Here is a 4,343-nt window from a genome sequence, read left to right as displayed (position 1 = left end):
GGCCGGGCTGGCCGGGTACCTCGCCTCGTCGACGACGAGCGCGTACTCCGCGTGTCCCGGATGCGGCGCGGACAGTACGGTGCTCAGAAGCGCCAGGTAGATCCCCGGGGACAGCACCGTTCGCCTCGTGTCGCGGGCCACCCGCAGCGTGGTGTCGGCGATCATCTCGGTGAGCGTGACCCGCTGCCCGGCGTTGAGCACGAGGTCGAACTGCGGCAGGCACGCGAAATCGGCTGCGGGTCGTCGCTTCCCGCAACCTCGATCACCAAGCTGATCAGGATCGCCGCAACCCGCCGGAATGCCAGGTTTCCCTGAAGCGGCACGGTGTTGTCGCGCTCGACTCGGTCCACTGCCATGCTCTCTGCCGTCCACAGGGCATGACGACGCCCGCATCACCTGGCCGTTCTCCGCATCGTTCTTCCGCCTGGCTGGGATAATTACTGGATGAGTGCAGCAGAGATTCCGGGACGGAACGCGACACACGATTGGGCGGGCTCTGTGGATGCCGATCACCTGGCCCGCATTCGGCGAAAGCCCGCTGAATTCGCGCCTGGCGGTGTCGCACACCTAATTCTCGAAGTCCTCGCCTACGCGGCCGAGGAAGCCGAGAGCAACGCGGGCGGACGAGCCACTGTCGCCCTGCATCCCGACGGCTCGGTGTCGGTGTCGGACAACGGGCGAGGCACCAACACCCGCCTCAACGACCGAGGGCAGACCGTGAAGAAACCGATCATGGCGACAAAGGATCTGCGGTTCTTCGACACCCCCGACGCCCAGCTGCTTCCCGACGGCTACCCGCGCCGGGGCATGTCCGTCGTCGCGGCACTGAGCGAATGGCTCGTACACACCAACCGGCGCCACAACGGCTCATGGACCCAGCGCTACGAACACGGAACCCCCGTCACCGACCTGATCCCGAACGACGGAAACAGCACGACCGGGACCACCGTCCACTTCCAGCCCCAGCAAAACCTGCGCACGACAGCTCACTTAGAGCTTGTCTTATGTGGTGAGTTTGCGGAGTTTTTTGTAGCAGGTGAGGCTGGCGCCGAGGATGAGGAAGGCGAGGAAGTGGGTCGTGGGCCTTGTCGGCGTGCAGCGTGGCCGGCTGCGCCGCCGCGGATCACGGCAGGACTTGATCGCTGGGATCGCCATCACCAGCGGCTTGAGCGCGTAAGAGTCGTTCGTGTTCGCAGCGGACAGGGCCACGGCGAGTGGCACCCCGGCACGATCGGACAAGACGTGGATCTTCGAGCCGGGCTTGCCGCGGTCGACCGGGCTGGGACCGGTCAAAGAGCCCCTTTTTTTCGCCCGAACACAGGCACCATCCACGATCGCACGGCTCCAGTCGAGCGGGCCCTGGCTGCCGAGCTCATCCAGCAGCACGTGGTGCAACTGTCGCCACAACCCGGCCTTGGTTCACTGACCGAAGCGGCGGTGCGCGGTCTGGAACGGCACCCCGAACGACGGCGGCAGATCTCGCCACGCACACCCGCTGGTCAGCACATACACGATCGCCGTGAACACCGCACGAGCGTCCACCGGGGCAGTGCCACCGCCCTGCGGACGCGGCTCGAATACACGTAAGACACGCTCTTACCCCTCAATATAAGCGTGATGTACTTCGCTCAAGCCGCGCAGCCGTGGCCGGGCCTGCTCCAGGTAGGCGTCGATTGCTTCCCGGTCCTTGGTGTGCGCTTCGATGCGGCGCTGGATCTGTTCCCGTTCGTGCTCCAGTTTGGCCAGTGTCTCGGGCGCGACAACGCGCATGTGGATCGCGCCGGGGCTGTTCAGGCACGGCAGGATGGTGCGGATGATCCGGGTGGGGATGCCGTACTCGAGCAGGCCGCGGATCTTGTGCACGCGGTCCAGGGAAGCTTCGGTGTATTCGCGGTAACCGTTGTCGTCCCTGGTGGACCGGAGCAGCTCTTTTTCTTCGTAGTACCGCAGCAGACGGACGGATACGCCGGTCCGCCTCGACAGCTCCCCGATGCGCATGTGCCCCACCTCACCACTCGTCACCTTGACCCTGACACCAGTGTGAGACACCCAGGATAGCCGCATGACTGTGGATGCCATCCCTCCGTGTGACACAGCACCGGTTCGCCCGAAGCTGCCGTTTGGCGCGCTGCTGGCTTTCGCGACAGTGGTCTTCATCGGTTGCGTGACCGAGACGCTGCCCGCCGGGGTACTGCTCGGCATCAGCGCCGACCTGTGCGTTTCCGAGGCGCAGGCGGGACAGTTGGTCACGGTGTACGCCATCAGCACGGCGGTGACGGCGGTGCCCTTGACCGCGTTGAGCCGTCGCCTGCCGCGTCGTGCGCTGTTGCTGTGCCTGATCCTCGGCTTCGCCGTGGTCAACGCGATCACCGCCTTCTCGTCGGTGTACGCGTTGACACTGGTGGCCCGGATTCTCGCGGGAGCGGTGTCCGGGGTGCTGTGGGCGATGATTCCCGGCTACGCCATGCGGTTGGTTCCGGCGGCCCACGCCGGGAAGGCACTGGCGATCGCGATGATCGGCACCCCGATCGGGTTCGCGATCGGGGTGCCGGCCGGGACGATACTGGGCGACCTGATCGGCTGGCGGTACGCGTTCGCCATGCTGGTCGCCATCACGGTGCTGCTGGCGGGATGGGTCCGGTGGCAGGCCCCGCCGCTGCCGGGAGAGCCGGCGGGACAGCGCGCGGCACCGTGGAAAGTCCTTGCCATCAAGGGCTTTCCCGCCGTTCTGGCTACCACGTTCGTCTTCGTGCTCGGACACAACATCCTGTACACCTACCTCGGTCCGGTACTCGCCGAGACCGGTGAGGCGCGGCTGCTCGGCACCGTACTACTGGTCTTTGGCGTCACCTCGGTACTCGGCATCTGGGTGGTGGGCGCGGTGATCGACAAGTGGCCGCGACCGCTGGTGCTCGCCTCGACGGCGTTGTTCGCCGTCGCGGGCGCGGCGATCGGTGCCGCCGCGGACCGGCCGGTGCTGTTGTACGGCGCCGTCGCCTTGTGGGGCTTGGCTTTCGGTGGAGCCCCCACCATGTTCCCCGCCGCGGCGGCCAGGGTCGCCGGCCGCACCGCGGACGTGGCGCAGTCGCTGGCGATCACCGTCTGGAACCTCGCGATCGCGGGTGGGGCGCTCGTGGGCGGGTCGGTACTGGACCAGGCCGGAACCGCGACCCCGCTGCCGTGGATCGCGGTGGCACTGACCGCGCTGGCCTGCGCCGTGGCGGCCGCGGCCCGGCACGGGTTCCCGGCGGTCCGACGGTGACCGGGTGCCGGTGTCAGCGTTTGTGGCAGGCACCACGCCGCCGGTCATGACGCCGCTCGCTGGGCGTGCTGCCGGACCCACTGCTTTACCGGCGAGCACACTGAAACGATGGACCGAGTCATGGCCACAGCTCTCCACCGAGACGAGCGACCAGCGAATCGGCTGACCTCGACTATCCCGGCGAGCCCGACAAGAAGATGACGCTGGCTTCGCGTGGATCGAGCCCTCACCAGATGCGCGGTCTGGCCGGTGTGGAGAGCATCGGGGCAGGCGGCGATGCGTCGGGTGAACCGGAGGCGAACACCGGACCGCAAATGGGCTGGATCGAGGCCGCGACCGGCGCCCCGATCATCGAGGCGATGGCCACCCTGCTCGCGAAAGGCACGCCATGACGACCTCGACCACCAGCACCCAACCCCTACAACTACGCCACCGGCGACCCCGTCAACAGCAGCGACCCCACCGGTGGCAGCACGGGATCGGACGTGGGCAGCTTCATCGGTGGTGCGATCGGCGCAGTCGCCGGTACCGCGCTTGTCTTGTCATATCCCGTAACAGCCGGTCTTGGATGCGTCGGTGCCGCAGCAGTGGTCGGCGGACTCACCGGCGCAGCAGGAGTGGGCCTCGGTGCGAAGGTCGGTGGAGGGAATTCCCAGGAGGTAAGGAACGCAGGACTCCTTGGTGTCGGCGGTGGTCTACTCAAGGGTGCCGGACGACTGCCCGGTCTGACGGGCAGACTCTTCTCATGATCGATAACGGTTGGACGCCTCACGGCTTGCGCTACTACGTCATCGTCTTCTCCGCACTGCTGGTCGCCCTCGTCATGGCGATCTTCGTCTTCGATCGAGCGACCTGGGTGCTACCCCTCCTCGGAGTGCTCACCGGCGGCTTCCTGGTCGATGCCGTGGTCGACAGGTACAAGCACCGCCGCAATAAAGACAACGAATCCGATGAAAGTTAACGTGAGCACGCGCCACACACCGAGGCCACAGGAGGCCAAGAAACTGAACTAGGCGCAACAACGGGCGTGCACCGCTGGGACTGCCCAGGGTGTGGTTGACACCTGATTTGTGAGGCTTCG

At 66.5% G+C, this 4,343-nt stretch carries 5 protein-coding genes and 1 pseudogene; 3 read left to right on the top strand and 3 right to left on the bottom strand.

From position 1 onward, the window contains the following. From BS329_RS41695 to BS329_RS41680, 3 genes and pseudogenes are all read right to left on the bottom strand, one after another. On the bottom strand, positions 1-201 hold a 201-nt coding region (locus BS329_RS41695), incomplete at its 3' end, for a hypothetical protein (protein WP_143253467.1). Positions 202-1,075: 874 nt separating this feature from the next. After that, positions 1,076-1,572 (bottom strand): annotated as a pseudogene (locus tag BS329_RS41685) (IS5 family transposase); the annotation flags it as partial. Between the two features lie 24 nt (positions 1,573-1,596). Further along, entirely contained in the window at positions 1,597-1,998 is a 402-nt protein-coding gene (locus BS329_RS41680) for a MerR family transcriptional regulator (RefSeq protein ID WP_076169144.1), read from the bottom strand. A gap of 64 nt (positions 1,999-2,062) precedes the next feature. Here BS329_RS41680 and BS329_RS41675 point away from each other — a divergent pair, with 64 nt between their 5' ends. From BS329_RS41675 to BS329_RS41665, 3 genes are all read left to right on the top strand, one after another. Next, positions 2,063-3,262, top strand: coding sequence for an MFS transporter (locus BS329_RS41675; protein WP_076169142.1), 1,200 nt, complete (start codon positions 2,063-2,065; stop codon positions 3,260-3,262). 233 nt (positions 3,263-3,495) lie between these two features. Next, the gene (locus BS329_RS43735; RefSeq protein WP_158075902.1) at positions 3,496-3,654 is read left to right on the top strand and encodes a hypothetical protein; all 159 of its coding nucleotides are present in this window, start codon (positions 3,496-3,498) and stop codon (positions 3,652-3,654) included. 353 nt (positions 3,655-4,007) lie between these two features. Next, on the top strand, positions 4,008-4,223 hold the full coding sequence (locus BS329_RS41665) for a hypothetical protein (protein ID WP_076169139.1): 216 nt from the start codon (positions 4,008-4,010) through the stop codon (positions 4,221-4,223). The last annotated feature ends 120 nt before the right edge of the window (positions 4,224-4,343 follow it).

This window comes from Amycolatopsis coloradensis, assembly GCF_001953865.1.
GTDB lineage: Bacteria > Actinomycetota > Actinomycetes > Mycobacteriales > Pseudonocardiaceae > Amycolatopsis > Amycolatopsis coloradensis.
The sequence above is the reverse complement of the archived record's forward strand: the minus strand, read 5'-3'. Positions and strand labels throughout refer to the sequence as shown.